At 61.6% G+C, this 25,507-nt stretch carries 30 protein-coding genes and 2 tRNA genes; 11 read left to right on the top strand and 21 right to left on the bottom strand.

What is annotated here, in order from left to right:
• Nucleotides 1–74: 74 nt before the first annotated feature.
• The 3 genes from Hrd1104_RS06200 to purH all read right to left on the bottom strand — a co-directional run bounded on the left by Hrd1104_RS06200 (nt 75) and on the right by purH (nt 3,479).
• Nucleotides 75–902 carry a hypothetical protein gene (locus Hrd1104_RS06200; RefSeq protein ID WP_154551927.1) on the bottom strand — a complete coding sequence of 276 codons (828 nt, stop codon included), beginning with the start codon at nt 900–902 and terminating at the stop codon, nt 75–77.
• A 121-nt stretch (nt 903–1,023) separates the two neighbouring features.
• Nucleotides 1,024–1,686 carry a DUF6612 family protein gene (locus Hrd1104_RS06195; protein ID WP_154551926.1) on the bottom strand — a complete coding sequence of 221 codons (663 nt, stop codon included), beginning with the start codon at nt 1,684–1,686 and terminating at the stop codon, nt 1,024–1,026.
• A 212-nt stretch (nt 1,687–1,898) separates the two neighbouring features.
• Nucleotides 1,899–3,479 carry a bifunctional phosphoribosylaminoimidazolecarboxamide formyltransferase/IMP cyclohydrolase gene (gene purH, locus Hrd1104_RS06190; protein WP_154551925.1) on the bottom strand — a complete coding sequence of 527 codons (1,581 nt, stop codon included), beginning with the start codon at nt 3,477–3,479 and terminating at the stop codon, nt 1,899–1,901.
• Between the two features lie 91 nt (nt 3,480–3,570).
• Here purH and Hrd1104_RS06185 point away from each other — a divergent pair, with 91 nt between their 5' ends.
• Nucleotides 3,571–4,899, top strand: coding sequence for a metallophosphoesterase (locus Hrd1104_RS06185; RefSeq protein WP_154551924.1), 1,329 nt, complete (start codon nt 3,571–3,573; stop codon nt 4,897–4,899).
• Here the strand turns inward: Hrd1104_RS06185 and Hrd1104_RS06180 are convergent, their stop codons facing one another.
• From Hrd1104_RS06180 to Hrd1104_RS06165, 5 genes are all read right to left on the bottom strand, one after another.
• Nucleotides 4,900–6,111, bottom strand: coding sequence for an MFS transporter (locus Hrd1104_RS06180; protein WP_229770556.1), 1,212 nt, complete (start codon nt 6,109–6,111; stop codon nt 4,900–4,902).
• A complete protein-coding gene (locus tag Hrd1104_RS06175) occupies nt 6,108–6,551 on the bottom strand; it encodes a MarR family winged helix-turn-helix transcriptional regulator (protein ID WP_154551923.1) in 444 nt (147 codons plus the stop codon). The genes Hrd1104_RS06180 and Hrd1104_RS06175 overlap by 4 nt, the downstream gene beginning before the upstream one ends.
• Nucleotides 6,552–6,708: 157 nt before the next feature.
• Nucleotides 6,709–6,903, bottom strand: a complete 195-nt coding sequence (locus Hrd1104_RS06170; RefSeq protein WP_154551922.1) for a cold-shock protein — start codon at nt 6,901–6,903, stop codon at nt 6,709–6,711.
• A gap of 82 nt (nt 6,904–6,985) precedes the next feature.
• A complete protein-coding gene (locus Hrd1104_RS13060) occupies nt 6,986–7,138 on the bottom strand; it encodes a hypothetical protein (RefSeq protein WP_195837642.1) in 153 nt (50 codons plus the stop codon).
• Nucleotides 7,139–7,704: 566 nt separating this feature from the next.
• A tRNA-Ser gene (locus Hrd1104_RS06165) sits at nt 7,705–7,788 on the bottom strand.
• Nucleotides 7,789–7,881: 93 nt separating this feature from the next.
• Here Hrd1104_RS06165 and purB point away from each other — a divergent pair.
• The 4 genes from purB to fba all read left to right on the top strand — a co-directional run bounded on the left by purB (nt 7,882) and on the right by fba (nt 12,524).
• Nucleotides 7,882–9,261 (top strand): adenylosuccinate lyase, encoded by a 1,380-nt coding sequence (gene purB / locus Hrd1104_RS06160; RefSeq protein ID WP_154551921.1) that lies wholly within the window; start codon nt 7,882–7,884, stop codon nt 9,259–9,261.
• Between the two features lie 137 nt (nt 9,262–9,398).
• Nucleotides 9,399–10,379, top strand: coding sequence for an isocitrate/isopropylmalate dehydrogenase family protein (locus Hrd1104_RS06155; protein ID WP_154551920.1), 981 nt, complete (start codon nt 9,399–9,401; stop codon nt 10,377–10,379).
• 144 nt (nt 10,380–10,523) lie between these two features.
• Nucleotides 10,524–11,435 (top strand): 1-phosphofructokinase, encoded by a 912-nt coding sequence (gene pfkB, locus Hrd1104_RS06150; protein WP_154551919.1) that lies wholly within the window; start codon nt 10,524–10,526, stop codon nt 11,433–11,435.
• Nucleotides 11,436–11,531: 96 nt separating this feature from the next.
• Nucleotides 11,532–12,524, top strand: a complete 993-nt coding sequence (gene fba, locus Hrd1104_RS06145) for a class II fructose-bisphosphate aldolase (protein ID WP_154551918.1) — start codon at nt 11,532–11,534, stop codon at nt 12,522–12,524.
• Between the two features lie 25 nt (nt 12,525–12,549).
• Here the strand turns inward: fba and Hrd1104_RS06140 are convergent, their stop codons facing one another.
• A complete protein-coding gene (locus Hrd1104_RS06140) occupies nt 12,550–13,206 on the bottom strand; it encodes an alpha/beta hydrolase (protein ID WP_154551917.1) in 657 nt (218 codons plus the stop codon).
• Between the two features lie 117 nt (nt 13,207–13,323).
• Here Hrd1104_RS06140 and Hrd1104_RS13055 point away from each other — a divergent pair, with 117 nt between their 5' ends.
• Nucleotides 13,324–13,473 (top strand): hypothetical protein, encoded by a 150-nt coding sequence (locus Hrd1104_RS13055; RefSeq protein ID WP_195837641.1) that lies wholly within the window; start codon nt 13,324–13,326, stop codon nt 13,471–13,473.
• On the opposite strand, the gene Hrd1104_RS06135 is transcribed toward Hrd1104_RS13055, so the two are convergent.
• Entirely contained in the window at nt 13,470–13,919 is a 450-nt protein-coding gene (locus tag Hrd1104_RS06135) for a DUF5799 family protein (RefSeq protein WP_154551916.1), read from the bottom strand. The genes Hrd1104_RS13055 and Hrd1104_RS06135 overlap by 4 nt on opposite strands.
• 91 nt (nt 13,920–14,010) lie before the next feature.
• On the opposite strand from Hrd1104_RS06135, the gene Hrd1104_RS06130 reads away from it, so the two are divergent.
• Complete coding sequence (locus Hrd1104_RS06130; RefSeq protein ID WP_154551915.1) at nt 14,011–14,910, top strand: NAD(P)-dependent oxidoreductase; 900 nt, start codon at nt 14,011–14,013, stop codon at nt 14,908–14,910.
• 34 nt (nt 14,911–14,944) lie between these two features.
• Here the strand turns inward: Hrd1104_RS06130 and Hrd1104_RS06125 are convergent, their stop codons facing one another.
• Entirely contained in the window at nt 14,945–15,220 is a 276-nt protein-coding gene (locus Hrd1104_RS06125; protein ID WP_154551914.1) for a C2H2-type zinc finger protein, read from the bottom strand.
• A gap of 2 nt (nt 15,221–15,222) precedes the next feature.
• Nucleotides 15,223–16,647, bottom strand: coding sequence for a hypothetical protein (locus Hrd1104_RS06120; RefSeq protein ID WP_229770555.1), 1,425 nt, complete (start codon nt 16,645–16,647; stop codon nt 15,223–15,225).
• 132 nt (nt 16,648–16,779) lie between these two features.
• Here Hrd1104_RS06120 and Hrd1104_RS06115 point away from each other — a divergent pair, with 132 nt between their 5' ends.
• Nucleotides 16,780–17,631 (top strand): heme-copper oxidase subunit III, encoded by an 852-nt coding sequence (locus tag Hrd1104_RS06115; RefSeq protein WP_154551913.1) that lies wholly within the window; start codon nt 16,780–16,782, stop codon nt 17,629–17,631.
• A 40-nt stretch (nt 17,632–17,671) separates the two neighbouring features.
• Nucleotides 17,672–17,914: a flagella cluster protein gene (locus tag Hrd1104_RS06110; RefSeq protein ID WP_154551912.1), complete on the top strand. Its 243-nt coding sequence runs from the start codon at nt 17,672–17,674 to the stop codon at nt 17,912–17,914.
• 58 nt (nt 17,915–17,972) lie between these two features.
• Here Hrd1104_RS06110 and Hrd1104_RS06105 read toward each other — a convergent pair whose 3' ends face one another.
• Nucleotides 17,973–18,278 carry a helix-turn-helix domain-containing protein gene (locus Hrd1104_RS06105; protein ID WP_154551911.1) on the bottom strand — a complete coding sequence of 102 codons (306 nt, stop codon included), beginning with the start codon at nt 18,276–18,278 and terminating at the stop codon, nt 17,973–17,975.
• A 411-nt stretch (nt 18,279–18,689) separates the two neighbouring features.
• Here Hrd1104_RS06105 and hmgA point away from each other — a divergent pair, with 411 nt between their 5' ends.
• Nucleotides 18,690–19,901, top strand: coding sequence for a hydroxymethylglutaryl-CoA reductase (NADPH) (gene hmgA, locus Hrd1104_RS06100; RefSeq protein ID WP_154551910.1), 1,212 nt, complete (start codon nt 18,690–18,692; stop codon nt 19,899–19,901).
• Here hmgA and Hrd1104_RS13440 read toward each other — a convergent pair whose 3' ends face one another.
• The 7 genes from Hrd1104_RS13440 to Hrd1104_RS06070 all read right to left on the bottom strand — a co-directional run bounded on the left by Hrd1104_RS13440 (nt 19,902) and on the right by Hrd1104_RS06070 (nt 23,917).
• Nucleotides 19,902–20,024 (bottom strand): hypothetical protein, encoded by a 123-nt coding sequence (locus tag Hrd1104_RS13440; protein ID WP_255473545.1) that lies wholly within the window; start codon nt 20,022–20,024, stop codon nt 19,902–19,904.
• Entirely contained in the window at nt 20,021–20,332 is a 312-nt protein-coding gene (locus Hrd1104_RS06095) for a hypothetical protein (RefSeq protein ID WP_195837640.1), read from the bottom strand. Before Hrd1104_RS06095 ends, Hrd1104_RS13440 begins: the two co-directional genes overlap by 4 nt.
• Before the next feature lie 159 nt (nt 20,333–20,491).
• A complete protein-coding gene (locus Hrd1104_RS06090; protein ID WP_154551909.1) occupies nt 20,492–21,016 on the bottom strand; it encodes a DUF5817 domain-containing protein in 525 nt (174 codons plus the stop codon).
• Nucleotides 21,017–21,053: 37 nt separating this feature from the next.
• Nucleotides 21,054–21,491: a GNAT family N-acetyltransferase gene (locus Hrd1104_RS06085; RefSeq protein ID WP_154551908.1), complete on the bottom strand. Its 438-nt coding sequence runs from the start codon at nt 21,489–21,491 to the stop codon at nt 21,054–21,056.
• Between the two features lie 84 nt (nt 21,492–21,575).
• Nucleotides 21,576–22,853, bottom strand: coding sequence for an NADP-dependent isocitrate dehydrogenase (icd, locus tag Hrd1104_RS06080; protein ID WP_154551907.1), 1,278 nt, complete (start codon nt 22,851–22,853; stop codon nt 21,576–21,578).
• A 298-nt stretch (nt 22,854–23,151) separates the two neighbouring features.
• Nucleotides 23,152–23,637, bottom strand: a complete 486-nt coding sequence (locus tag Hrd1104_RS06075) for a DUF309 domain-containing protein (RefSeq protein WP_154551906.1) — start codon at nt 23,635–23,637, stop codon at nt 23,152–23,154.
• 67 nt (nt 23,638–23,704) lie between these two features.
• Nucleotides 23,705–23,917, bottom strand: a complete 213-nt coding sequence (locus Hrd1104_RS06070) for a hypothetical protein (protein ID WP_154551905.1) — start codon at nt 23,915–23,917, stop codon at nt 23,705–23,707.
• A 163-nt stretch (nt 23,918–24,080) separates the two neighbouring features.
• Between Hrd1104_RS06070 and Hrd1104_RS06065 the strand changes: the two genes are divergently transcribed.
• A tRNA-Leu gene (locus Hrd1104_RS06065) sits at nt 24,081–24,164 on the top strand.
• A 284-nt stretch (nt 24,165–24,448) separates the two neighbouring features.
• On the opposite strand, the gene Hrd1104_RS06060 is transcribed toward Hrd1104_RS06065, so the two are convergent.
• Nucleotides 24,449–25,315, bottom strand: a complete 867-nt coding sequence (locus Hrd1104_RS06060) for a DUF2971 domain-containing protein (RefSeq protein ID WP_154551904.1) — start codon at nt 25,313–25,315, stop codon at nt 24,449–24,451.
• Between the last annotated feature and the right edge of the window lie 192 nt (nt 25,316–25,507).

The following is a 25,507-nucleotide window of genomic DNA, read 5'->3' as shown; positions in this document are numbered from 1 at the left end:
GGCGCTTTAGTGGGCAGCAAGCACGAACGCCGCAGGTGCGCCCGATTCAGCCCTCAGGTGCTGCCAACTGCCGGTCACTGGTCGCCGATCGCCTGGGCGTTCTCGGCGGCATCAGGAAGCGACACGGAGACAGTGCCGTAGGCGAGGCTCGTCTTTACGTCTCGCGTGACCCGAACCGTCTCCCCGTCGTTCGTTCGTGTCTCAGTGAGTGTTCGCTCGACTTGGACCGGCCGATACGTATCCGTATCGATCCAGAACGTCGCTTCGAGGCTCACGTTGCCCTCCGATGTGAGCGCGACTCCCGGCGGGAGATCGAGTGACTCTCTGAGTGCGGTGTTCAGCTCGTCCGTGTCGACGCTGGCCGTGACGACGTACGTCTCCCTCCCGTCGACGGTCGCCGTGCTGACGTTCGAGAGCGTGGCGTTGCCCATCGTAAACTGGTAGCGCCACAGTTGATCGGACAGTTCCCAGTACCGAGTCGGGTTATCCGAAAGGTCGCGACTGATCCAGGCCGTGCCGTACTCCGCAGTGAATGTCTCGCTGTGTTGGTAGAGTGTTTCGTCGACCAGATAGCGAGTTTCGGTCGCTGTTCCGTCGGGGCCGGTCGTCGACCGGTTCGAAACGAGGGCTTGCTCGCTCCGGTTGACGGCATAGCTGACCGACACGGTTGTCGTTTGATTTGCCCCGTCCGTTTGCCGGACGATCGTCGTGGTCTGGTTGGCTGTGTACCCATCGACGCTACTCATTGCGGAGAGGGCCGCTGTCTGTACGTCACCCGCCGCGGGGACTGTCCCGTTTTCGGCCGTGACTGGTGGCCCCTCGGTCGTCGCGGAGTTGCCGGCACAACCAGAGAGGACGACCAGCACTGCCACCGCGAGGCCCACCCATCGTGACTTCCTCATTGTCGTCGCATTCACAGCTACGTGAATAAAAACGCGGCTGTTCGCGGGTAACTCTGAGCCACCCTCTGTGGACGACCCTCGCTTGAAAATAAACTCAATTTCAGTCGCTGGTCGCGGTCAGCTACTGATTGGCGATATCGACTGCGTCCTCAGCCCCGTCTGGTAGAGTAATCGAGACCGAACGCTCGTAGTCGAAAGTCATCGTGGCCTGCATCGACTGATTGATGGACTGGCCGGCCATCCTCACAGTGTAGTCCATTTCTGTGACGGTCTTGATCGGTCGATTTGTCTCCGGGTTGACCCAGAGTCGCTGGGTCACGTCACTGACGTTTAGTTCGGTGTTTCCGGGCACTTGCTGTTGGAGTTGGGCTTGCAACGCCGCCTGGGCCGAGTCAATGTCGACATCAGCCTCAAGTACGTGTGTTTCGGTTCCCTTGACCGTTTCAGTGCCGTTCCGGGTAACTGTCGCGTTCGCGAGCAGGGATCGCTGACGGCTCAGCGAGTCAATTTGGGAAAAGACGCCAGTGGTCTGATTGCTCTGGACCCACTCGGAACCGTACTGAGCGGTGTAGGCGGCGCCGTGCTGGTAGAGAGTTCCGTCAATCAGGTAGATACCGATCTTTTGAGTCGCCCCCCTCGCCTCTACTGTCTGGTTAATCTGCAATTCTTCGGTGGCTCGATCCAACTGCCCCGAAAGCAAGACCGTCTGGGTCTGGGTCCTCCCGTTGGCGTTCGTCTCCGTCGTCGTATTGGAGTCGACGTGGAACGTCTCGGTCGACTCCATCGCCGACAGCACGTCCGCCTTCGTTATCTGGTCTGACCCTGTGTCTGTCGTCGTAGCCCCACTACTACACCCCGCGAGAAGTAACAGTCCTGCGAGGGCTATCAGGGCGAACGATTTCCGTCTCATGCGTGCGTAAAGCGGTTCCGTCCGCTTATATAAAACGACTTCATTTTGCTGCCGTCTCAGCGCGAGGGGCAGTCCCGTTCCGAGACTCAATCGTGGCGGAAGGCGCGCGATCCCGTAAACACCATTGCCATATCGAGTTCGTCGGCTTTCGCGATCACGTCGTCGTCGTTGACGCTCCCGCCGGGTTGGATGATCGCCTCGATACCTGCCTCGGCGGCCGCCTCGATCCCGTCCGGGAACGGGAAGAAGGCATCGGAGGCCATCACGGCACCCTCGGCGTCCTTGCCTTCGGCGTCGCTGTCGGCTTTCATCTTCGCGATTTCGACCGCATCGACCCGCGAGACCTGGCCCGCGCCGACGCCGACTGTCTCGGTGCCTTTCGCGAAGAGGATCGCGTTCGATTTGACGTGTTTGATGGTCTGCCAGGCAAAGCGGAGCGACTCGATCTGCTCGTCGGTCGGCTCGCGCTCGGTGACAACCTCCAGATCGTCCGCGGTGACCGTCTGCAGGTCCCGATCCTGGACGAGCCGCCCGCCCACGATCGGCTTCTCGGTCAGGGCTTCGGTGGGGTCGAACTGCTCTGTGACGTCCAGGACTCGGAGGTTGTCCTTCTCGAAGAGAACGTCCAGTGCATCGTCAGTGTAGCCAGGCGCGACGACGACTTCCTTGAACGAGTCGATGATCTGCTCGGCCGTCGCCGCGTCACACTCCCGATTCAGGGCGACGATCCCGCCAAAGGCGCTCTTGGGGTCGGTCGAAAGGGCGTCGGCGTAGGCTTGGCTGATCGAGTCGGCGACCGCACAACCCGCCGGGTTGGTGTGTTTGATGACCGCACAGGCCGGCTCGTCGAACTCCTTGACGATGTTCAGCGCGGCGTCGGCGTCGTTGTAGTTGTTATAGCCCATGCCCTTGGCGCCCTCGTTGCGCTGGGGGGCGTGGACGACACTGGCCTCGTCGCAGGTGCGATCAGCGTAGAGGGCGGCGTTCTGGTGGGGGTTCTCGCCGTACCGGAGCTGACGGACGCGGTCGTCGCTATCGAGCCGCCGTGTGGGATAGGCCCCGCCGTCGTCGCCCTCGACGGCGACCGTGCCTGCATCCCAGTCGATCTCGACGCGATCCTCGGCGAACCACTCGATCACGCGCGGATAGGCTTTGAACTCGGCCTCATAGAGGACTCGGTTCTTGAGATCGTCGACGGAGTCGCCCTCGTGGACGGGCACGGGTTCCTGGGTGACGATTGGGCCATCGTCGACAGAATCGTCCACGACGTGGACGGTACAGCCGGTCGTCTTGACGCCCGCATCGAGGACGTCCTCGTGGGGACTCATGCCCTTGAATGCCGGCAAGAGTGCGGGGTGGACGTTCAACGTCGTCGGCGCGCCCTCAAGGAATGTCTCGCTGAGGATGCGCATGTAGCCGTCCAGGGCCACGAGATCGAACTCGTAGTCGGCCAGCGCATCCAGAACGCGCTGTTCGTGGTCCGCCCGACTTTCGTCCTCGCCCTGTTCGACGACTTCGGTCGGGATACCACGGTCGGCGGCTTCCTCCAGGACCGGCGCGTCGGCATCGTTGGTCAGGATGACGGCGAACTCCGCTCCACCCGGCGCGCAGTCGGCGATATTCAGCAGGTTGCGCCCCCTGTTCGAGGCCATTCCGGCGAGCTTCATGTGCGATGGGGCGCGGGCCGCCAGCAAAGTAGTTGCGAATCGCCAAGGCCACTCCCGAGATGTTTTGGGGCTGGGCGCGCACGCTCAGACGATGGCCGACGCCGAACCGGTCTACTATGCGATCAGCGACCTCCATATCGGTGGCGACGAACAGTTAGAACACGTCGAGTTTCTCGACGAGCTGCTCGCCTTCCTCGAACGCTTAGAAGAGACCGACGAGAACGCCGAATTACTCATCAACGGGGACGCCTTCGGGCTCTGGGAGTTCACCACGATCGAGGGTATCGAGAAGTTCGACGCCCTGGTCGAGCGGTATCCGGAGCTGTTCGAACAACTGCGCGCGACGGGCGAAAACATTCAAATCACGCTCCTGCCGGGCAACCACGATCACGAACTCGCCGCTTACGACGCCTACGTCGAGCGATTTGCCGCCTACAACGTCGATCTCGCCCAGGACCAGTCCCTCACGCGCTCGATCGATGACCGCCTGCTATACTTCGAACACGGCAACCAACGCGACCCGAACAACCGATTCGAAGACTTTGGCAATCCCCACGAGAAGCCCTTAGGCTACTATTACAACACGCTGGTGACAAGTCGTGCCGGGCAGGTGTCCGACCGCGGACGAGGCAACTGGCTGAAAGATATCCAGGCAGTGACCCCGACCGAGCGCGTCCCGGTCTGGTTCCTCTCGAAGTACTTCTACAACGAGATGCATCCCCTCCTCCGGTACGCTGCTGTCCCCTTTCTCTTGTTGTTCAACTTGAGCGCGCTGGTCGCGATCGCCGCCGGCCTCGATCTGGTCGGCGTCTGGTCGCTACCGACCCAGACGATCGAGGGTACCTTCGGCCGCTTGGGGTCGGCCGGAACGCTCGCACTCGCCGTGCTGGCCATCAACGTGGCTATCGTGGGCGTGTTGGTTCTCGTTTGGATTCCCTCGCGGTTCATCCTTCAGGACTTCAAGCGGACGATCGACCGGTTTGGCCTCGTCGAGACGGAGTTCACCGTCGACCCGAGCGAGCCCTACGTCGACGCGGCGACTGACCTCTTCGAGGCAAACCCGGAGATCGCGGTCTTCTGCTACGGGCACACCCATCGACCCTCGGTCGAGACGGTCGACGGCCGGGCGATCGTCAACACTGGTTCGTGGCTCAAACGCTTCCATCGCCGTCCCGTCATTGCGGGGCTGCTCCCGCCGGTGTTTCACCCGTCGTTCCGGTTGAGTATCGCTCGCTTCGCTTCGACCGAGGAGGGGATAGCTGTCGAGTACGAGACGATGGAGAAACCAGACCCCGCAAAGGCAGATCTGACCCTCACCGAGCGATTGCTGACCGTCGGCCGCGAGCCCGATCCCGACATCCCTGATCGAGTCGTTGTCGGTGAGTCCTCGACGGACAACGGGCCAGCGAACGACACTTGATCAGGCTAGATACCAGACGGTCGTTCCGACAAGAAGCGTGGCGACCACGCCGGCAGCCACGCCGAAGACCGCAGCGACTCCAAAACCGGCGGCGACGGGACCGAACAGTACCGGCGAGAGGAACTGTCCCACGTAGCCGAACATGGCGATGTAGGAGCTGAACTGCCCCTTCCGGTCGGGTGGGACCAGTTCTTCAACCCAGAGCATCGCCGTCGGAAAGACCAGTCCCTGGCCGAGTCCGAACAGGACGACCGGGAGAATAGCGACGAGTGGTGATTCCGCGATCGGCACGATCGCAAAGCCGATCGTCCAGAGGACCAGCGCGATTCGCGCCAATTGCCCGTATGAGAACCGTTGCCGGACCCGATCGTACAGCGCGGCACTGACGCCGCCGGCGACGCCCATCGCCGAGAGATACAGGCTGATCTGGAAGGACGACTCGATGCCGAAGGTCGCCAGGACGCCCGGATAGAACACGATGATCGAATACAGCAGGACGTTCGCCAGGAAGTACAGCAGGTACACGAAAACGAGCAGCGGCGTCCCCGTGATCACGTCCACGAGCGCTCCGAGACTACTGCTTGACTCGTCCGTTTCCGAACTGGTCGACGCCATCGCCGGCTCGGGGACGAAGAGGAACGCTAACACGCCGAGTGGCAGGCCGATGAGATAGACGCCGAAGGGTACTTGCCAGGAGAGCGTCCCGAGGATCCCGCCGACGAGCGGCCAGACCGACGCGCCGACGCTGTTGGCACTCGCGCGAAGCCCCATCGCGCGGTCTTTCCGTCTCCCCTCGTAGAGATTGTAGATGAGAACGGTCACGCCCGTGTAGACGAAGGCGACGGCGACGCCCAAGGCTGCCCGCGTGACGAGCAAGACAGGGAACGATGTGACGACGAGTCCGGCACCGCCGGCGACGGCGTAGACGATCAGCCCGAGGATGTACGGTTTTCGCGGACCGTATCGATCGATGAGGACGCCGGCGATCGGACTCGTGAGGACGATAAACAGCCCGTGGGTCGTGATGATGAGCCCGGCCAGGGACTGACTGACGCCAAGCCCGGACTGGATTTGGTTGACCACCGGGCCGAGGATCGCCCCCGCCATCACCGTCAGCGTCCCCGAGGCGACGATCACCCAGAGCGCAGCGCCTGCCGAGGGCGACAGCGAGATGCGGTCCCGGAGACGACGCCGTATGGATTTCGTGGTCACGATTCATCCTCCGGCAACGCTACGTCCAGATTCCGACACACCGTCCGCAGGTACTCGACGAGCCTGGTTTCTTCAGTCGGCGACAGCCCGTCGGTTAGCTGTGAGTCGACGCGATCCTTCACCGCCGTGACCTCCTCGCGAAGATCACGGCCGGCTTCTGTCAGGTAGAGTCGCTTTCGGCGACGATCCTCGGGGTCCGGCCGTGTCTCGACGTAGCCCTTCGACTCGAGTTGGGCGACGACCCGGGCGATCGAACTCTTCTCCAGATGGTGTTTCTCGACGAGATCTGTCTGCGTAACTCCCTCGCGCTCGGTGAGCGCGAACAGGACGCGGTACTCGCCGCGGCCCAGATCGTATGCCGACAGTTCGTCTTCGATCGTCCGGCTGAGGGCTCGCCCCGCCAGGGACACGTGCCAGGCGATGAACTCACGATCGGACATGGCCAAAATAGTTGTATACACAACTTAATTGTCACGGAAGCGTCCACTGATCGGTTGCCGTCTCAACATCCCACCACGAGGCTGTCGCTCGCTACGTAGTCTTTCTGAAGTAATGGATCGCAATCACAGTGCTGCCATCAGGCAGCGGCGTGATGAGTTATGCGCGGACGACGTTCGTCGCGCGGGGCCCTTTGGGGGCCTGTTCGATATCGAACTCAATCGATTGTCCTTCTTCGAGGTCCGGGCCGCCAACGTCCTCCATGTGGAAGAAAACGTCATCCTCGGCGTCCTCAGTCGTAATGAAACCGTAACCGCCAGTGTCGTGGAAGAAATCCACCTTTCCGTCTGCCATTGCAAACAATTGTAGGGCTGATAGGCGGATAACCCTTCCGAGAGCCGTGATACCACGACCACTGGGTGTACAATCAAGAAATTCAGGCTACCAGGGGCGCGACATCTTCCTCGTAACAGGACTGACAGACGTAGTAATCGATCGCTCCCCCCTCGTCGTGAGTATGGACGAGCAGATGTACCGTGCTGTCGAACGGGACTGTCCCGCCACAGACGGCACAGGTTTCGGGAGACATCCCTAACTCATGGTGTTTGTTCACGCACTACAAAGTTCTTGCTATCGTTGACTCGGTTGCTGTCTGTGGCACTCCGGGTCAGCTCACGTCAAAAACGGCATCTTGCCGAGCATAGCGAGGCAATCTTCGAGCGACGAGAGTAACAAGTCGATCAAGACTTGAACCCGATGGCAAACGTGCTCACTTCGTTAGGCGCGTCTGCCGTACTTCAAATCCCAGTTGACGGATTTGACGCTCGCGGATTGCTCGCGTCAAAATACGGTGTCCTGGCGAGCCTTGCGAGGCAGGACTCGTCAGACGACGAGAGCAGTCTGACGGTGGGGCTGGGATTTGAACCACGCGAAGGTGGTCGTTCGCTACGCTCACGCTCCACCTTCTCTACTTCAAATCCAGTTGCACCCCTGTTCGGTCACGTTCGTTCCCACACAAGCGGTGGGGCTGGGATTTGAACCGGAGCCAGACGTTCCGGGCATGCGGCCTCGCGTTGCTCGGCCGTTCCGGGACTGCGACTGGCAGGGCGCAACCCCAGTTGCACCGCTGTTCAGTCACGTTCGTTGCCTCACAAGCGGTGGGGCTGGGATTTGAACCCAGGAATCCGTGAGGATACCTGCTTTCAAGGCAGGCGCAATAGGCCGCTCTGCCACCCCACCGGGCATCAGGTCGTTTTCAGTGGGTGCAGTAAATCCTGTCGATCGAAACTCCGGACCGGCAACCTTAATCGCCCACTGGCCACACCCTGAGCTATGACCGACCGCGACCCCCTCTCGGCCGTCTCGCCACTCGATGGCCGGTATGCACGCTACACGGAACCGTTGGTTCCCTACGCCAGCGAGTCCGCGCTCATCCGCGCTCGCGTCCGCGTCGAAGTCGAGTACCTGATCGCCCTCGCGGACCTGGACGCAACGCCACTCGAAATCGACGCCGACCAGCGCGAGGCGCTCCGGGCCATCTACGAGGATTTCAACGATGAGGATGCAGCGTTCGTCAAACAGATCGAGACGGCGGGCACCGAAACCTACGACGCCACCAATCACGACGTCAAGGCCGTCGAGTACTTCCTTCGAGAACGCCAGCCGGCGGGCCTCGAGGCCGATCAGTGGCTGCATTTCGGTCTCACCAGCGAGGACGTGAACAATCTCGCCCACCGATTGCTCCTCAAACCGGCCGTCGAGGCGGTCCTCTTGCCCGCATTGCGGGACGTCCGGGACGCACTGGTCGAGCTCGCACAGGAGTACCGCGAGACGCCAATGCTGGCTCGCACGCACGGCCAACCGGCCACGCCGACCACCTTTGGCAAGGAGATGGCCGTCTACGCGTCTCGATTGGGGCGTGCGATCGGCCGGATCGAAGCCAGTGACGACCTCGCGGGCAAACTCGCCGGCGCGTCCGGCACGTACGCAGCCCACCACGTTGCCTACCCCGATGTCGATTGGCCGAGCTTCGCCGAGTCGTTCGTCAAGTCGCTGGGCCTCGAACACGAACCCCTCACGACGCAGGTTAACCCGTGTGACGACCTCGCGGCGCTGTTCGACGCCCTACAGGGAGCCAATCGTGTCCTGCTCGACCTCGACTTGGATGCCTGGCTGTACGTCTCCGATCGCTACCTTGGCCAGCAATCGGCCGATGGCGAGACGGGCTCTTCGACGATGCCCCACAAAGTCAACCCGATCGACTTCGAGAACAGCGAGGGCAACCTCTCGAAGGCCAACAGCGACCTCGACTTCCTGGCCGGCTACGTCACCAACTCCCGGCTCCAGCGGGACCTCTCGGACTCGACGGTCAAGCGGAACATGGGCGTCGCCCTGGCCCACTGCCTGATCGGCTATCGCAAACTCGAAAGCGGCCTGGGCAAGGTCGTTCCCAACGAGCAGGTGATGCGAGACGAACTCGAGGCAACGCCGGCAGTCATCGGCGAGGCCGTCCAGACGATCCTCCGTCGGGAGGGCCACGGTGACGCCTACGAACAGGTCAAGGCGCTCACTCGCGGCGAGGACGTCACGCTCGCGGACTTCCGGGCGTTGTTCGCGGAGTTGGATATCGATCCCGCTGTCGCAGAAGAACTGGCCGCGCTGACGCCGGCCGCCTACACGGGGCTGGGTGCGGAGTTGGCCGACGAAACCTGATTGCCCAACCACGCAACGACGGAACGCTCGATGAGCGTCCTGTGCTCGGGTCCTGATTTTGCGGCTCGTGTAGTTCTCCCGGGCGGATCGTGCGACGGATCGACACCCTCTTTTCGTCCCCACTGAGAGGTATCGCCATGACGAAAGAGATCGCTGCCATCCCTGGCGACGGCATCGGACAGGAAGTGCTGCCGGCCGCATTGGACGTTCTGAAGGCGCTCGATCGAGACTTCGAGTTCGTGGAAGGTCGGGCCGGCAACGCAGTCTACGAACGAGAGGGGACGCCCCTGCCCGAGGAGACACGCGAACTGGCCCGCGAGGCCGACGCGACACTGTTCGGCGCGGCGGGCGAACTCGCTGCCGACATCATCCTCCCCTTGCGCGAGGATGTCGGCTCGTTCGCGAACGTTCGTCCCGCCCGGGCCTACCCTGGCGTCGACGCCGTCAAGCCCGAAACCGACCTCGTGTTCATCCGGGAAAACACTCAGGGTGTCTACGCCGGTATCGAATCGGATCTCACCGACGACGTGGCGACGCTGACCCGCCTCATCACGGAAGACGCCTCGGAAAAGATCGCCGAGTACGGCTTCGAGTATGCCGACGAACACGATGCCGATCACGTGACGCTCGCCCACAAAGCAAACGTCATGCGCAAGACCGACGGGCTGTTCGTCGACACTGCCACAGAGGTTGCCGAGGAGATGGACGCCGAGTACGACGAGGCACTCATCGACGCCCTGGCGATGCACTTGGTGATGCACCCCGAGGACTACGACGTGATCATCACGCCGAACCTCGCCGGCGACGTGCTCTCGGATCTCGCTGCCGGCCTCGTCGGTGGGCTTGGCATGCTCCCAAGCGCCAACATTGGCGAGGACAACGCGCTGTTCGAACCGGTCCACGGCTCGGCACCGGACATCGCTGGCGAGGGCGTCGCCAACCCCAGCGCGATGATCCTCTCTGCGGCAATGATGCTGGAGTACTTCGAGTACGACGCCGACGCGGCTCGGGTCCGACAGGCAGTGCTGGAGACGCTCGAAGGCGGGCCACGAACCGCTGATCTCGGCGGGGAGGCCTCGACGACGGAATTCACCGAGGCTGTACTCGATCGGCTGTAAGCTGTCTCGATCAGTTCCTCTCCCGCGTTCGTCGGACGGTTCTGGGGCGCTCGGAAAGACCGACTGTCTTAAGGGACAGTAGCGTAATTTTTCGAGGGACAGGAAACGTCGGGCCGAGACCGACGTTTCGGAGACGAACGAACCATGATACTGACAGTTACACCGAATCCGGCGGTCGACCAGACGATCGTTATCGACGAAGCACTCGAAGCGAACACGGTACAACGCTCGAGTGATGCCCAGTTCGACTCGGGGGGCAACGGCATCAACGTTTCACAGTTCCTCCGGGCACTGGACTCCGAGACGGTCGCGACGGGTATCGTCGGTGGATTCACCGGTTATTTCATCGAACAGGACCTCGAGACCTACGACGTCCCGACGGACTTCGTCGACGTCGAGGATCCGACCCGGATGAACACGACGGTTCTCCCGCCCGAGAACGAGTACAAGCTCAACCAGTCCGGGCCGGAAGTCCCAGAAGCGAAAGTCGACGAGTTGATCGAAACACTCAAAGAACACGATCCGTCGCTGATCAACGTCGGTGGGAGTCTGCCGCCAGGCATGGATGCCGAAGACGTCGATCGACTCGCCGAAGCCGGCGACTGGGAGACGGCCTTAGACATCCACGGCGAGTTGATGCCCGAGCTGGAACACACCTACGAATACTGTAAGCCAAACCGGGAGGAGCTGGCAAACGCGACCGGCATCGAGATCGAGACGATCGACGACTGTGCGGAAGCCGCCCAGGAACTCCAGTCGTGGGGCTACGAGCGCGTGCTCGCATCGATGGGGGCCGAAGGGGCCGTCCTCGTCACGCCCGAGGAGACGCTGTATGCGCCCTCCTTAGACGTCGATGTCGTCGATACGGTCGGAGCTGGGGACTCGATGTTCGCCGGTGCGCTGTGGGCCTACGAACAGGGCTGGGACGACGAAGATGCCCTGCGTTCGGGCGTCGCAACCTCCGCCCACCTCGTGCAAGTCAAGGGGCCGAGTATCCGGGAACTCGATCCGGAAGCACTGATGGACGACGTTCGCGTGTGGTCGATGCGCGGGTAACTCCTGTCTCACGCATCCCGATTTGAACCCACGGTCGCGGCGATTTTCGCATATGTTTTAACGCCGGCAGCGAAAGGTCTCGATGGTGACCTACTGATGGCGTTTTACGGCGGAGACGAACTCGCGGACGTGTACGACGAGGCCCTAGACGGAGGGTTCGGACTCGTCGCAAGTAACGTCGCGGAACCGAACACGATGATGGGACTCATGGAGGGGGCCGAACAGGCCGACTCCGACCTCCTCATCCAGATGAGCGCCGGCGCGTGCCGGTTTGCCGGCAACGGCGACGCCGAGGCGGGGCTACGCGCGATGGGGAACTACATCGACGTCATCGCCCAACAGTACGACGTCGGCGTGTTCCTCAACATGGACCACCAGACGGATATGGACTTCATCGACATGCAAGTCGAGACGGCCATTCCGTCCTCGATCATGATCGACGCTTCCCACGAGGACTTCGAGGAGAACATCGCCCGCTCGAAAGCAGTCGTCGAAAAGACCGAGCAGGCCGACGAAGAGATCCTCGTCGAGGCCGAACTCGGCCAGATCAAAGGCGTCGAAGACGAGATCGTCGCCGAGGAAGCCTTCTATACCGATCCCGAGCAGGCCGTCGAGTTCGTCGACCGGACCGGCACGGACCTGCTGGCGATCTCCGTGGGCACCCAGCACGGCGTCGCCAAGGGCAAAGACCTCGATCTCAAGCCCGACCTCGCGACCGAGATCCACGAGACACTCGCCGATCACGGTCTTGAGACGCCGCTGGTCCTGCACGGTTCCTCGGGTCTCCAGCCCGACCAGCTGTCGGACTTCATGAACCGTGGCATCTGTAAGGTGAACAAGGACACACGCTACCAGTACGAGTACACGCGAACGCTGTTCGACCTCTACCGGGAGGAAGCGAACGATATTGTCCCGCCGGAGGGCGTCGAAGACCAGCGCGATTCGTTCTTCAACGACGTCGAGTGGTCGCCGAACAAGGACCGCTTCGACCCGCGCGTCGGCGGTCGTGACGTCCGCGAGCGCATCGCCGAGGTCTACGCCGGCCTGGCTGACGTCGCCGGCAGTGCCGGACAGAGCCTTTATAAGTAACGACCGTCGCCTTTTCGTCGGTCGGTTACGTTTCCCGTTCGTTGCCTGCGGATAGTTCGGCAATCATGTCGGCGACGAACGCCCGTTCGTCTTCGTTGATTCCGTGGCCCATGCCCTCGTAGAGCCGCTTGGTCACGTCACCATCCAGTCGTTCAAAGACCGTCGCCGTCTCGTGGACGCGCTCGGCGGGGATGTGTGGATCGACGTCACTACAGCCCAGAAAGACCGGCGTCCCATCTAGATCGCCCTCGTAGCTTTCGGGCTCGATGGTTTCGCCGATGAGCCCGCCGCTGAGTGCCGCGAGGCCCCCGTACCGTCGTGGTTCGCGTGCGACGAATTCACTGGCGAGACACGCGCCCTGTGAGAAGCCCACGAGAGCGATCGCGCTCCGTGGGATCTCCGCGTTTGCAGCCCTGTCGATCGCTGCTCGGATCGCTTGCAGGCCCGAGGTCCGTCCCGGCTCGTTAGTATCGACCGGCGCGGTGAACGGGTTGGGATACCAGGTGCTTCGGGCCGCTTGTGGGGCGAGATACGCCACACCGTCGGTCGGCAACTCGGTGGTCATTTGCAAGATGCTCCCCGCTGTCGCGCCCCGGCCGTGGACGAGGACGACCGCGGCAGCCGCCGCATCGATAGACGTCCCGGCGGTTTCGAGTGGCTGTCCCTGGTGTGGACCGGTCACCAGCGGTCACCTCGGCTCGTTCTCTGCTGTCGTACGCGTCCCTCGCTACTTGTTGCCATTCAGCACGTTCGTACTGCTCCCTCGCTTAAGACGATTGCCGTCAAAAATACGACCTGTGTGCCAACCGTCGAACTCGACGAGGAGCCCATCGCGCGTCTCGACGGGCTCCGGGTAGACGGGAAGTCTTCCGACGGACTGGTCACCGAGTTGCTTACTATTTACGAGGCCGAGGAGCTACCCTTGTTTCGCGCCGGAGACGAGGGTTAAGATTCTTGGGCCTGCTCACAGACCTCTGCCCATCGACCGCGCTCATCGAGACGTGACTGTAACCGGTCGGTGTACTTTCCGACCAACTCCTCGGCTGCCGCCTGAAGTGCGTCGGATTGGCCGCCTCCGAGCCCGAGAGCACCTTTGATACCGTCGAGCAGCCCGCCGCTACTGGCCGCTGTGCCAGCGTTGTCGGCCGAAATCCCGCCGCCCCCACGATCTTCCATTCGCCGGAGTTCCGGCATTACGCTCGAAAGTTTCCCCGTGTCGGCAACGAGTTGGGCTGTCTCTGGTTGTGCCGCCCCATCGATCTGAAACTCGACAGCAGTCATGACGAGGCCCCACTGCTGGCTGGACAGCGGCGATGTTGCCACTTCTTCCGTGAATTCCTGGTCGGTTTGCATCCGTTCGGCGGCAATCTGGTCGACCCAAGCGTTCTCGCTCATGTGGCCCCGTTCTCACCCGACCACTATCAGCGTTGTCGCTCGACACCTCCTTCGTTACGTTTCTATCGCTGGGACAGCAACCGTCATCAGCATGACCCAAACAGTCGGAGTCATCGGTCTCGGTGCGATGGGCGCGCCGATGGCCCAGAACGTTAGCGACGCTGGCTATCCGCTGTGCGTGTACAATCGGACGCGCGAGCGGACCGAACCGTTCGCCGATGCCGGCCACGACGTGGCTGATTCCCCCGCCGAAGTCGCCCAACGAGCCGACGTCGTGATCGTGATGGTTACTGACGACGAGGCCTTAGAGGCCGTTCTGGAGGGAGAAGACGGCGTTCTCGACGGCTTAACAGATGGAACGATCGTCCTCCAGATGAGTACCGTTACCCCGGCAGCGACTGCAGCCGCGGCCGAAGCTGTCCACAACGTCGGCGGCCGCTACGTCGACGCACCGGTTTCGGGGACGGTCGGCCCGGCCAAAAAAGGGACGCTTACCGTCCTCGCTGCCGGTCCTGATACCCTCATCGCGGAGGTCGAGGGTATTCTCTCAGCTATCGGCGAGCCTGTCGTCGACTGTGGCGCGGTCGGAGACGGAACCCGTATGAAACTGTTCGTCAATCTCCTGCTCGGGGACATGATGAGTGCGTTCGCGGAAGCCCTGGCCTTTGGGACTGCCCAGGGACTCGCCTACGACGACATGCTGACCGTCGTCGAAGCAGGAGCCGTCGATTCGCCGCTGTTCTCGATCAAGGGTGAAAACATCGCTGCGGACGATTTCGAGCCCCGGTTCCCGATCGACCTCCAGTTCAAAGATCTCCGATACGCCGTCGATGAAGCCAACGAGAGTGGTGTTCCCCTGCCACAGACCGCTGCCGCCCGCGAAACGTTCAGCGCCGCGAGCGGGATGGGCCACGGCGGCCAAGACATGGCTGCGGTCGTGAAGTTCTTCGAGCAGGTGGCCGGGGTGTCGATCGGCGATCGCGACCAATAACGAGTGGTCGGTCACCGAGCTGTCCCGCGGTCGGTCAAACCAGCGCGTAGGTCATCAACAACAGGAAGTAGAGGACGATCAGCGCGAGCAAGGCCTCGAGACGGAAGACCGCAAGCTGGTCGTTCTCGGATTCGTAGGCTTCCTCGAAGGCCGCTGTTGCTGTTTCTTCCAGAGCGTCTGGATGCTCGTAGCCGCGATGGAGGGCCAACAACTCCTCGCGGACGAACGGGCGGCCACACTCTGGACACCGGTGGGCCTCAGCGTCTTCGGGCACGTCGAACGCTATCTCGTCGATATTGGTGGTGGACATGATCAGAGGAACGGCGGCTGGATGGACGGTTGGGTGACGATCCAGAGGCTGGTCATCGTATACAGCACCATCACCGCGATGAAGGGGTACTGGCTTCGGATCGCCTGCAAGCGGCCCGGGAATAACTCGAAGGCGGTCGCGTGGGCGATCCAGATCGCAAGCAGGTGGCCCGCAAGGACGCTCGCGACCGGGACCGCGCCGAACCACCCCGGCAGCGAGAGGACGGGCACGGTCGCGGGGGCCGATAGCGGCGAACCGAGGACCGTCACCAGCACGGGCACCAGTGAGAGGAAGTAGCCCAGGTAGTGGGCGAGATGGTACCCGGCCGCGATCGCGACCAGCGGCGGAGCAAATCGCCTGGCAAGAGTTCGCGCGGACGTGTACGTCTCGCCGGTCTGCCGGGCGTATTGGGCGGCGAGGCGGTAGATTGCAAGGAAGAACACGAACCCTGCGACGAGGACGAGCGGATACAAGAGGTGAGCCGGGATACCCACCTCGACCAGTGGACGCGCCATCGCCCGCCAGGCGGGCGTCGTCACGAACCCGTCGTAGGTCGTCGACCACAGTAGCGCGACGACGAAGGCGACCTCACTGGTGTCCCCGACCAGGTTGGCTCGCGTCAGCCCGATGCCTGGCCCCCGGACCGAGAGCCGGCCCCCCTCAAGGGTCGCTCGATCAGTGGCCGTTGCCGTCTGCCCGGTCGCGATCGGCGCGACGTGGCCGTAGTAGTGGAACACGCGGGTCACCGGGTCGACACGCTCGAACCACGTTTCAGAGCTAAAGACGACAGCCCCGCCAAGTGTCACGGCGGAGTATCCCAAGACCACGGTCGAGAGCAACGCGGGCGCGTCCGCAAGCGGACTCACTACTTCGATCCAGATGAGCGTGAGGAGGCCGACGACGCTCGGCCAGGCCCCCACGTTCGGCAGCGATCGATCGAGGGACGGCAGCCAGGTCGCGATCGTCCGCCAGGGGTTGAGAACGTGCCAGGTGCCACCCAGCAGGTATGTCGTGGCCGTATAGCCCGCCCACCAGCCGACCCAGACGGCGAGGACGGCGAGATTACCCAGTCCCTGGGTCGGTCCCAGGTAGCCGATCGCCACGATGCCAACGAGGCCCAGGACGCCCACGATGCGGACCAGGGCAATGGGCAAGCCTGAGCGGGGAACCGGGATCGCCACTTGCCAGTCGTGCAGCGCATCGATCAGGCGTCGGTCGGTGACGAACGAGGCCAACAAGAACGACGCCCCGACGGCCGCCCCGCCGGTGAGCAAAAACAGCCACGTCGGGACGGTGACTGACTCCCGTGCGGCCGCCCCCAGGCTGCCGCCGTGAGCGCGCCCCGATCCAGTGACGACGAGGAACGCGACGACCCACCCACCTGCCGACGCTGATCGGGCCAGCACACGTCCAGGGCGCCAGTCCATTGCCAGCGCCTACGGCGGTCGGGGACCTGTAAGTTCCGAACGGTGGCGTCCGGGAGCGCCCTCACAGGCCGGACGCCGGCAAAAGGGTCCCCCGAAGGTGGCTTTTTAGCCGTCGGTTGGGTAGCAGTTCCCATGAGCATCGTAGAGGATTCAGACGGACACGACGGCCATCACCTCCCCGCCGAGGAGGACTGGCCCCGCGGGTTCGGCGAGGCCAGCTGGTGGCCCTTCATCACCGCTGTCGGCGGGGCGGGCTTCTACGTCGGGGTCGCGTTGTGGGTACTCGGCATGGGCGAAGACGCGCTGGTTGGCTCGATCGTCGGGCCGGCGACGATCGCAGGCAGCGTCCTGCTGTTGTTGGTCGGGATGTACGGCTGGTTGTATCACGCCTTCGTCGCCGACTTCTGGGAGCGAGGGACCGCGACGCGTTCATCCAGTGCGCTCCGGTTTGGGATGTTGCTGTTCCTGGGTTCGGAGATCGCCACCTTCGGCGCCGGGTTCGTCTATTACTTTTTCATTCGGGCTGGCGCGTGGCCGCCCCAGGAACTGCCCCACCTGCTTGGCAGTCTCGTCTTGATCAACACTACAATCCTGATCGCCAGCAGTGTGACGCTACACTTCGCCCACGTCTATCTCCGCCGAGGGAATCGCAAACGCTTCATGCAGTTGCTCGGCGTGACGTTGGCCCTGGGAGTCGTATTCATCGCCGGCCAAGCCTACGAGTACTACGAGTTCATCATCGGCGAGGGCTTTTCGATCACTGAAGGGACGTTCGGGAGCGCCTTCTACGGGTTGACAGGCCTCCACGGTGCCCACGTGACGCTCGGGGCCATTCTGTTGGGAATTATCTACGCTCGCGGCCTCGCTGGCCAGTACACCGAGCACCGTCACACGTCCGTGAGCACAGTCTCTATGTACTGGCACTTCGTCGATGCCGTCTGGATCTTCTTGGTCGTCGCGCTGTACGTCGGCGCGGCAGCCTGAGGACGACTGGATTGAAGGCGCTCGTTTTCCTACAGCACGTATGGAACAGCTGGACGTGAACGGCGGCTTCGACGTCCACGAGTATCGACACGGACTGAAACTGCTGAGCGAGGACCGAGAAACCATGTATCTGGCCAACCGCGAAGGGTTTGCTTGCCCGGCCTGTTCGAAGCCCTTCGAGAAACTCCTCATCTCTGAGAAACAGACACACACGTTCAACTCGCCGCCAGGTCCGTTTTGCCTCGTCAGGGCTGACGACAAACTACTCGTATTGACTCACTGAACACACTCGACGGCCATTCTGATCACGTTGGTTGCCCGGGCAGTCGGCCGCCAAACCCTCAAAAATCGAGTGACTGCCACTCTTCGACGTGCGTGTTTGTCTCTCCACCACGGTCGACGGTGACTTCGATAACGTCGTCGTCGAGTTGGACTTCGATCGCTTCGAAATCCGGCTCGTAGACGCTGTGATGGTGTCCGTCTTGGTCGATCCGGATCTCCTTTTCGAGCAAGTCATATTCGGACAGAATATCGAGACGGCGATAGATCGAGGAGAGACTTCCATCGCAGATATCGGAGATATCTTGGGCCGATCGTTGGGCGTCGTTGGTCGCGACGAGGATCTGACGCGCACGATCATCTGACAACACCTCGTATATATTAGCCGGTTGCCATTCATTCGACATCTATCAACATCCCATTACCACATATCAGATTCTGTATCCTCGCCAAAACCCATCGCATTAACACACTTTTGGTGTATATCCGTCGAAAATTTAGTAGATGATATCTTTCCAGCATATACTGGAATTCTCGCCACCATTATGATGGGAGTCTCTACATTTCCCGGGCTTGCCGTTCCAGGGCCACTGTTGATGTCCCGGGCGCGATTGGAGGCGACTTCCAGTCCGCTAGATGGCAGTCTACTCGTTTGAGCTTATTCCGTCGGGAATTGGCACGATAGGATCCTTCAAGCTACTGGTTTCCGGATTCGAGGCGCTTCGGTATTGCCGTCCGGAACGCAAACTGTTAGGAGGCCAGCCGTCGAGTGTACGCGTATGGCTGACGCGACTGACCTCCTCGAGCGTCTCCGGAGCGGTGAACTTCGTCTGCACGAACTCGACGAGTACGCGCCTGCCGACGAGGCAGCGAGTGCACGTAGAGCCTACATCGAATCCGAGACGGAGGCGGATTTGGAGACGGTCGGCTCGTATTCGATCGATGCTGCCGACGCCGAGCCCAATATCGAGAACATGATCGGCGCGATCCAGGTACCACTCGGCGTTGCGGGACCGCTCCCGGTCGATGGCGACGTAGCCGACGACGACTATCGGGTCCCGTTGGCGACGACCGAAGGTGCGCTCGTGGCGAGTGTCAACCGTGGTATGACTGCGATCCGAGAGGCGGGTGGTGCGACGACGTCGATCGCGAAGTCGGGAATTACCCGCGCGCCGGTATTTACCGTCGACAACGTTGCCGAGGCTACCGCGGTCGCTGACTGGGTCCGCGACCACGAGGCCGAGATCGAATCCGTCGCCGAGGAGACCGACCCCCACATTGCCTTCGAGGACGTGACGCCGTACGTCGTCGGTGACTCGGTGTTTCTCCGATTCCGCTACGATACGGGTGACGCGATGGGGATGAACATGGTCACGATCGCGAGCCGCGCAGCGAGTGAACTCGTCGAAGACGAGACACCGGCAGAGCTAGTGGCGCTGTCGGGCAACCTCTGTTCGGACAAGAAACCCGCGGCTATCAATGCTGTCGAGGGCCGGGGATACACGGTCGGTGCGGACGTCTTCATTCCGGACGCGGTCGTCGCGGACCGCTTTCACGCGACCAGCGAAGATATCGCGGCGGTCAACACCCGGAAAAACCTCGTTGGGAGTGCCAAAGCCGGCAGTCTGGGCTTTAACGCCCACGTGGCGAACATCGTCGGGGCCGCGTTCCTCGCGCTGGGCCAAGACGAAGCGCAAGTAGTCGAGGGATCGAACGCGATTACGAGTCTGGAAGCCCGTGAGGACGGGTTGTACGCCAGCGTGACGCTGGCGTCGCTCGAAGTGGGGACCGTCGGTGGTGGGACCGCACTGCCAACCCAGTCCGAAGCGTTGTCGATCCTCGGCGTCGCGGGTGGTGGCGATCCGGTCGGTTCGAACGCCGACGAACTCGCCGAGGTCATTGCCGCCGCGTCGCTTGCGGGTGAACTGTCTCTGCTGGGTGCACTCGCCTCCCGACACCTTTCGAGTGCCCACGAAGAACTCGGCCGCTAATCAGGCGTCCATCTCTGACTCTTGGGCTGTACTCGATTCACCATCCTCGTCATCGTCGACCGCGACGAGTTCGTATCCAAGCCCTTCCGCGATCATAAACAGTCCACTGAGAACCAGTATCATGGCGCCAGTCCCGACGAACAGGGGGCCAGAGCGGGCCTGTGGAGCCAGAAAGACCATCGCCATGCCCGCCGACCCCGACAGTGCGCCCACACCCCGTCTGTAGGCCCCCGAGTCGCAGCGAGCAAGCCCCAGACACCGAGACCGACTGCCAGTGTGCCTGCTGTGAGGGCGATCACGTCGTAGCCGCTGATTCGAACGGTCACGCCGGCAGCCGTCCGGCCGGCAAAGACGACGCTGGTCGCCACGAGACCGAGGCCAGCGACGATCGGCACCGAGACGGTCGAATCGTCGAGGTCTCCTTGGGTCACGCTTCCAGAGTTTGCTCTCGTCCCCCTTCAAACTGTGCGATACACGGGACGGCTATGCCGGGATCGCTCACGGCACTTTCACTCAGCCCGCGCTGTGGCCGGAGTGTTCGTGTGGTGACAGCCGTGCGATTGTGGGCAGCCGGACTCGCCTGTCGGCCGTCACAGTAGCCGGTACGTCCCGCGTTCTTCGGTCACCTGGCCCGACCTGACCAGCGACTGGAGTGCCTGTCGCACGTACGATTCTGACACGCCGTGCTCGCTCGCGTACCGACACACCCTATCTTCGTCCGGTTCGTCGAGACGTTCGAGCGCTTCCACGACGACCTCCCGGCGGCTTGGGCCCGTCGTCGCTCCCGCACTCGCCCGGTCGGCAGCCGCGTTTACCTGCTCGCTATCGACCCCTTTCGATTCGAGATACGTCTCGTCGTCGATCACGTCCTCGTGGACGCGGTCGTCCATCTCCGCGTACGAATCCAGTCCATCGAAGGCATCACCCAGGTCCTGGCGCTCGGCGAGCATCGCCGCCCTGACCTCTCTGGCTGCATCGGCCTCTGCTGTCTCGACGAACTTCTTGAGCCTGTCGAATTGCCGTCGTTTCCCACAGCGCGGACACTGTGTCGTCTCGGGGCGTCCTTCGACCACCCACAGTGCACTGCAAGCCGAACACCCGACGACCGCGTACATACACGCCCCTGTCTTGGGAGCGACTTGAACGCTCTGGCTACGCCTCGAGTGACTTCGTCATCTCGACGTGGGGAATCCCGGCCTCCATGAACTCCTCACTGGCGCGCTCGTAGCCCAGATACTCGTAGAATTCGGCGACACGCAATTGGCCATGGAGGGTCAGCGTCGTGAGGGCACGATCACGGGCCTCGCGCTCGACGGCGTTCATGAGGGCTTTGCCCAGTCCGTTCCCCCGATGGGATTGCAGGACGGCAAGGCGTTCGACCTTCCCGACGCCGGCCTCGGGTTCACGCAGTCGGGCGGCCCCGACAGGCTCGTCGTCCGCGTAGGCCACGAAGTGGATCGCCTCGTCTTCGTGCTCGTCGACCTCGATATCGGGGTCGACGCCCTGCTCCTCGACGAAGACCGCAAAGCGAACCTCGTAGGCGTCCTCGCGGTCGCCGCTACCTTCGATGCGATAGTCGGAATCGTCCATCGTCGTGACTGGCGAGAATTCTCGATCGACAGCAAAGGGCGTTGCGTTTACACGAGTGCGAAAAAATCGAATAAACTGTCCGTCTTACGCGAGTTCCTCGATATTCGCGACGATTTCCTCGGCGTACTCCTCGGTGCCGAGCTTCTCGGCGTCCTCCAGTTGGCGTTCGAGGTCGTAGGTGACCTTGCCCGCGGAGATCGTTTCCTCGACGGCGTCACGCACGAGGTCAGCGGCCTCGTCCCAGCCCATGTAATCGAACATGAGGCGACCGGAGAGAATCATCGCGGTCGGATTGGCCATGTTCTGGCCAGCGCGTTTGGGCGCGGACCCGTGGACCGGCTCGGCCAGCACGCGGGCGTCGCCGAAGTTCGCACCCGGCGCGATGCCGAGCCCGCCGATCTGAGCCCCGGCGGCATCTGAGAGGTAGTCGCCGTTGAGGTTCGGCATCGCAAGGACGTCGAACTCGTCGGTGCGCAGTTGCATCCACTGCAACATTGCGTCGGCCAGCCGTTCTTCGACCATGACGGCATCCTCGGGGATGTCGACCTCGTCCTGGGTCTCCCACAGCGAGTCCGGCGCGGCGAAGACTTCCTCGTCGGGGTACTCCTCCTCGGCGACCTCCATGCCCCACTCGCCGAACTGCCCTTCGGTGAACTTCATGATGTTGCCCTTGTGGACGAGCGTGACCTTCTCGCGGTCGTGTTCGAGGGCGTAGTCGATGGCCTTCCGGACGAGTCGCTTCGAGCCGTGCTCGGTGATGGGCTTGATGCCAATGCCGATCGGGCCGTCGTGCATCGTCTCGTCGTAGCCCATCTCGCTCTCGACGAACTCCCGGACTTGCTCGACTTCCTCGGTGCCTTCCTCCCACTCGATGCCGGCGTAGACGTCCTCGGTGTTCTCCCGGAAAGTCACCATGTCCATCTCCTCGGGGGCTTTCATCGGCGAGGGAACGCCGTCGAGATAGTAGGTCGGCCGAACGTTCGCATAGAAGTCGAGCGTCTGTCGGAGCGCGACGTTCAGCGACCGGAAGCCCGCGCCAACGGGCGTCGTCAGCGGCCCCTTGATCGCGACGCGGAATTCGTCGATCGCGTTGACGGTGTCGTCGGGCAGGTTCTCGTCGTAGCGTTCGCGGCCGGACTCGCCGGCGTAGACGCGCATCCAGGCGATCTCGCGGCCGGTGGCCTCGGCGGCAGCGTCCAGGACTTTCTGGGCGGCCGGGCCGACGTCTTTCCCGATCCCGTCACCGTGAATGATCGGCACGATCGGATTTTCCGGAATGTCGAGTTCGTCTGCCTCTTCGTCGAGGACTTCGATGGGCTGTCCCTCCTCGGGGACTGAAACCGTGTCGTAACTGTCAGCCATGTTCCGATCCTCGCCCGTGGCCCACAAAGGCTTGCCGCTTTCCGCGAAGGGTGCCTGCTGACTGCCTCGTTGGGCCTTTGAGCCCTCGACGTCTGGGGTTTCTTTTCCGAACGAATCCTTCCGCCACTCAGGTGTCGCCTCGCCGATCGACCACACGGCAGTCTTCCCATCCACGCCGTAGTGGACACACCCGGCGGCAAAGAGAGCCAACGCAGATTTTCCTGACTTCGAGGAGCACTCTCTACCGCGTGTCTTTTTCGAATGGGCTGACACTCGATGACGGTGTTGGGCTGGGCGTTTACTCCAGTGACTCGGCAAATCGGTAATCGGCCTCGCTCGCAGTTGGTTGCCCGCCATCGAGAGAGATCGCCCATCCGTCCAGCGATGCTGGCGCATCCAGCGCCTGCGTGAGTACGGTCCGAACTGCAAGGACGTCCACGCCGTAGTAGTCTCGTGGGACATCGCTGAGATACTGCAGGGCCGTTTCGAAGAGGCTCGCCATCCCCGCGTCGTTGTCGAAGTCGTGATACTTGTACGCCCCGGCAGCGACTTGCACCATCCCGTGGAGGAACGCACTCTCGGTCGAGCCACGTCCGTAATTGTACCACTCGGCTTCGAAGCAGTCGTGAGACTCGTGATACGCTCCCGAATTGTACAGGGCGACGCCGTGACAGACCGATCGCCGAAGGGTCGCGTGCGTCCACTGGTCTCCATCGGGATCCCAGCCCGCGGGTGTGCCGTGTTGGGGCGGCTCGACCGAGTTATCGCGGGTGTGCTCGTCCATCACGCCCAGAAAGGAGACCAGGCCGGGTAAGTCCACGGTGGCGGGTGACTATTGCCGCCGCCGGTCGCTACCTTGCGGATTGTTGGGGTGCTGTGACTGGTGCGGTTGCTGTCTCTGGTGGTGGGATCGCTGGTTTGGGTGGGCTTGCCGCTGCTGGTTCCCATCTCCCGTTCCCCCAGCAGGGGTCGCTGTAGGCCCCACCACCGGCCTGGGTCTTGATGCCATATCCGACGACCATGATGGTCACGCCGACCACCAACACGCCGAGGATAGAGCCCATCAATCGGAATCCGTACGTGATGCCGTCGAAGATAGTGACTGCGGTCCGGGGTTTTTGCTCCCAGGGGCCACAAAAGTAGCTGGCGGTCGGTGCGACGTTTGCCTCTCGCCGCCGATCGAAACCGCGTGATTTAACCCCACGAACGAAGTTCTCTCCTATGCGTGCGAGGGTAGCCAAGCCTGGAAACGGCGGCGGACTCAAGATCCGCTCCCGTAGGGGTCCATGCGTTCAAATCGCATCCCTCGCACTGCTGGGCCCACGCGGCCCCTCGCAAGTGCAGGAAGGTCGGCGAGGTCGCGACGCGACCTCGAAGCGAACGGCGCGCCGCGCCGTGAGCTGGAGCGGTCTTCCCTCGCAACAACTTCTCTGAAAGCATGGTTAGGTAGTCAATTCTAGCAGGTATATCACCGTCATATTGGCTCACATACCTATTTAACTCCAGAATATATTCGTGAAATATAGATAGTGTATACAGCAAACTGTTGCTAAAGAGGTAAAGATCCTCGAAGAGGGCAACACTTGGGAAATCGGCTACTGGTTCTCCCAAGGATCCTCATATAGGTCCGAGGATTGCACGTCCGAACAGCTCATATTTAGGTCGTATGCGTTCGATAGCGTTGCCTTCACTGAGTCAACGACCCATCCGGGTGCATCTGGGGCGACATGGACCTTCTCAACCATTTGATCCACATCAATGTCGACGTTGAATCCATTGCCATCCGGCACTGTATCATAGATTGAATAATTATCTGATTCTTCAATTCCTAAAGGCGGTTCGTAGTCACGCAACTGCTCCATTTCGAAGAGTTCGTTGTCCAGATATTCAGAAAAATATCCGTATATCCTGAACTCGCGTTCGTGCCTGAAACTGTCTCTCTTCAAGTGAAATAGGTCTTTGAAGTTGATACTGTCTTGGAAAACTACTTCGTTCAACGCTTTCTTTGACCACTGGTCCAATTCTTCCCAGGAAGAGTCGTAGTCAGCATATCTGATGTGTCCTGCACCTATCGGGTAAGCAGTTCTTGTTTCAAGAGCTTCATCAAGGTTCCCGACAGTGGATTCAATCGCTATAGAACGATTTGACCGTCCGTACAGATCCCACATCCCAGCAGATTCGCCGTCGTTGATATGCCAACAGTTGAGGAAGGTAATTTCCCTTGAGTGTTCAGCAACTTCCTTGTATTCATCAAACGAGAACTTTGTTTCCTCGGCCTCCCTGTACTTTTCCTCTACAGCTTTCGGGATGCCGCCTTCGTAAGGATCCTTTTGGTCAGCAGCTTGATGGAAGTGTAGCTGTCTTGTCTGGAGGATCCAGTTGAACTGTGGATAACCCACGTACCTCCAGATAGGAGTGTCCGAGTCTGGGTATTTGAGTCGAGAGTTCTCACTGAACGTCATTGATACTTATTATGGGAGTTCAGGATACACGGTTAAAGAGGCATGGCTATGCCATTAGATTGATTTGCAAATATGTGCGGTATCCTCGCATGCCGATTTCAGTATTTTAAAAATTTGAACCGTCGAGAAGCAAAAATTCCGCCAATTCAAATAATCCACCATGAAAACGGCAGCGGACGCAATATCCGCTCC

Source organism: Halorhabdus sp. CBA1104 (assembly GCF_009690625.1).
Taxonomy (GTDB): domain Archaea; phylum Halobacteriota; class Halobacteria; order Halobacteriales; family Haloarculaceae; genus Halorhabdus.
The sequence above is the reverse complement of the archived record's forward strand: the minus strand, read 5'-3'. Positions and strand labels throughout refer to the sequence as shown.

Excerpts from the sequence above, each read along its gene's own strand:
- Hrd1104_RS06085 (WP_154551908.1), bottom strand. The coding sequence starts at position 21,491 with ATGGACGATTCCGACTATCGCATCGAAGGTAGCGGCGACCGCGAGGAC.
- Hrd1104_RS06060 (WP_154551904.1), bottom strand. The coding sequence starts at position 25,315 with ATGACGTTCAGTGAGAACTCTCGACTCAAATACCCAGACTCGGACACT.
- Hrd1104_RS06185 (WP_154551924.1), top strand. The coding sequence starts at position 3,571 with ATGGCCGACGCCGAACCGGTCTACTATGCGATCAGCGACCTCCATATC.
- fba (WP_154551918.1), top strand. The coding sequence starts at position 11,532 with ATGGCGTTTTACGGCGGAGACGAACTCGCGGACGTGTACGACGAGGCC.
- Hrd1104_RS06090 (WP_154551909.1), bottom strand. The coding sequence starts at position 21,016 with ATGTACGCGGTCGTCGGGTGTTCGGCTTGCAGTGCACTGTGGGTGGTC.
- Hrd1104_RS13440 (WP_255473545.1), bottom strand. The coding sequence starts at position 20,024 with ATGATACTGGTTCTCAGTGGACTGTTTATGATCGCGGAAGGGCTTGGA.
- purH (WP_154551925.1), bottom strand. The coding sequence starts at position 3,479 with ATGAAGCTCGCCGGAATGGCCTCGAACAGGGGGCGCAACCTGCTGAAT.
- Hrd1104_RS06175 (WP_154551923.1), bottom strand. The coding sequence starts at position 6,551 with ATGTCCGATCGTGAGTTCATCGCCTGGCACGTGTCCCTGGCGGGGCGA.
- icd (WP_154551907.1), bottom strand. The coding sequence starts at position 22,853 with ATGGCTGACAGTTACGACACGGTTTCAGTCCCCGAGGAGGGACAGCCC.
- Hrd1104_RS06070 (WP_154551905.1), bottom strand. The coding sequence starts at position 23,917 with ATGGGCTCTATCCTCGGCGTGTTGGTGGTCGGCGTGACCATCATGGTC.
- Hrd1104_RS06200 (WP_154551927.1), bottom strand. The coding sequence starts at position 902 with ATGAGGAAGTCACGATGGGTGGGCCTCGCGGTGGCAGTGCTGGTCGTC.
- Hrd1104_RS06075 (WP_154551906.1), bottom strand. The coding sequence starts at position 23,637 with ATGGACGAGCACACCCGCGATAACTCGGTCGAGCCGCCCCAACACGGC.
- Hrd1104_RS06120 (WP_229770555.1), bottom strand. The coding sequence starts at position 16,647 with ATGGACTGGCGCCCTGGACGTGTGCTGGCCCGATCAGCGTCGGCAGGT.
- Hrd1104_RS06130 (WP_154551915.1), top strand. The coding sequence starts at position 14,011 with ATGACCCAAACAGTCGGAGTCATCGGTCTCGGTGCGATGGGCGCGCCG.
- hmgA (WP_154551910.1), top strand. The coding sequence starts at position 18,690 with ATGGCTGACGCGACTGACCTCCTCGAGCGTCTCCGGAGCGGTGAACTT.
- Hrd1104_RS06170 (WP_154551922.1), bottom strand. The coding sequence starts at position 6,903 with ATGGCAGACGGAAAGGTGGATTTCTTCCACGACACTGGCGGTTACGGT.
- Hrd1104_RS06115 (WP_154551913.1), top strand. The coding sequence starts at position 16,780 with ATGAGCATCGTAGAGGATTCAGACGGACACGACGGCCATCACCTCCCC.
- Hrd1104_RS13060 (WP_195837642.1), bottom strand. The coding sequence starts at position 7,138 with ATGTCTCCCGAAACCTGTGCCGTCTGTGGCGGGACAGTCCCGTTCGAC.
- Hrd1104_RS06135 (WP_154551916.1), bottom strand. The coding sequence starts at position 13,919 with ATGAGCGAGAACGCTTGGGTCGACCAGATTGCCGCCGAACGGATGCAA.
- Hrd1104_RS06110 (WP_154551912.1), top strand. The coding sequence starts at position 17,672 with ATGGAACAGCTGGACGTGAACGGCGGCTTCGACGTCCACGAGTATCGA.
- Hrd1104_RS06125 (WP_154551914.1), bottom strand. The coding sequence starts at position 15,220 with ATGTCCACCACCAATATCGACGAGATAGCGTTCGACGTGCCCGAAGAC.
- purB (WP_154551921.1), top strand. The coding sequence starts at position 7,882 with ATGACCGACCGCGACCCCCTCTCGGCCGTCTCGCCACTCGATGGCCGG.
- Hrd1104_RS06195 (WP_154551926.1), bottom strand. The coding sequence starts at position 1,686 with ATGGAGTCGACCGAGACGTTCCACGTCGACTCCAATACGACGACGGAG.
- Hrd1104_RS06155 (WP_154551920.1), top strand. The coding sequence starts at position 9,399 with ATGACGAAAGAGATCGCTGCCATCCCTGGCGACGGCATCGGACAGGAA.
- pfkB (WP_154551919.1), top strand. The coding sequence starts at position 10,524 with ATGATACTGACAGTTACACCGAATCCGGCGGTCGACCAGACGATCGTT.